Source organism: Rhizobium sp. AC44/96 (assembly GCF_001692185.1).
In the GTDB taxonomy this organism is placed as follows: Bacteria; Pseudomonadota; Alphaproteobacteria; order Rhizobiales; family Rhizobiaceae; genus Rhizobium.
This window is the reverse complement of sequence record NZ_LXKO01000036.1, coordinates 1-1305: the sequence shown is the minus strand read 5'-3', so window position 1 is coordinate 1305 and position 1305 is coordinate 1. Positions and strand designations below refer to the sequence as shown.

Annotated in this window: 1 protein-coding gene; it reads right to left on the bottom strand. The window is 66.7% G+C overall.

The window, feature by feature from the left end; all coding sequences use genetic code 11:
* Window positions 1-1305 (bottom strand): efflux transporter outer membrane subunit (locus tag A6U87_RS23800; RefSeq protein ID WP_065693800.1); only part of this gene is annotated, 1305 nt, incomplete at its 5' end.

Here is a 1305-nt window from a genome sequence, read left to right as displayed (position 1 = left end):
TCAGCTTGCCTTCGGCGAAGGGGTCGGCTTCGGCGGGGCGACGGGCTTTCCACCTGGATTGTAGCCGCCGCCGATGGCGACGTTGAGGGCGACGAAGTCGTTGGCCGTCTGCTGGACCGCGGCGGCCAGGCTGGCCTGGGCGAGCGAGACCTGACGCTGGGCGTCAAGCACGTCGAGCAGCGAGGAGGCGCCGTCCTTGTAGCTGGCGGTCGACAGTTCCAGGGTTTCCTGGGTGGTCTTGACCTGGGCGCGCAGCGCTTCGACCGTCTGGGCGTCGCGGCGGACCGCCGACAGCGCGTTTTCGACTTCTTCGACGCCGTTCAGCACCGCCGCCTTCCAGGCGAGATAATCGGCCTTGGCGTTCGACTTGGTGATGTCGACATTGGCGCGCAGGGCGCCGCCGTCGAAGATCGGCAGGGTCAGCGTCGGACCGAACGACCAGCTGGCGATGCTGCCGCCAGCGCCGCCGCCGGCGAGCTTGGTGTAGGATGGCGAGATCGAGCCGGACAGCGAGATCGTCGGATAGAGCTGCGAGATGGCAACGCCGATATTGGCGGTCGAGGCAGCGAGATTGCGCTCGGCCACGCGAATGTCGGGACGGTTGCGGATCAGGTCGGCCGGGATGCCGGACTTGATGCCGCCACGGAAGACCGGCTGCGACGAGCCCTTCTGCAGTTCGGCGACCATGTCACCTGCCGGCTTGCCGAGCAGGGTGGCGATGTGGTGGGCGGCGGTGCGGAAGCTGATCTCGAGGTTCGGGATTTCGGCCTGCGTCGACTGCACCAGACCTTCGGCCTGCACGACGTCGAGGCGCGAGGCGGCGCCGGCCTCGAGCTGGAACTTGGTCAGCTCGTAGGTTTCCTGGCGCGACTTCAGGTTCGCCTTGGAGAGCGCGATGCGCTCCTGGAAGTAGCGGGCGTTGACGTAGGAGGTCACCAGATCCTGGAGATAGGTGAGCTTGGCAACGTCGGCGCTGGAGTAGGCGGCATCGAGCGAGGCCTGGGCGCTTTCCTTCGAACGGCGATACTGGCCGAACAGGTCGAGCAGCCAGGAGATGCTGGCGGTGCCTTCCTGGACGTTGGTGGCGGCATGCGTGGTGGCAAGGTTGCCGAGGTTGCCACTGGTCGTCTGCGAGGCGCCGACCACCAGACCCGGCAGCGAACCGGCACCTGCTACCGTCACGTTCGAGGCGGCGGAGTTGATGCGTTCCAGCGCCTGCTGGATCGACAGGTTCTCGCTCAGGCCTTCCATGACCAGCGCATTCAGGCGCGGATCGTTATAGGCCGTCCACCAGGCAACCGTCGA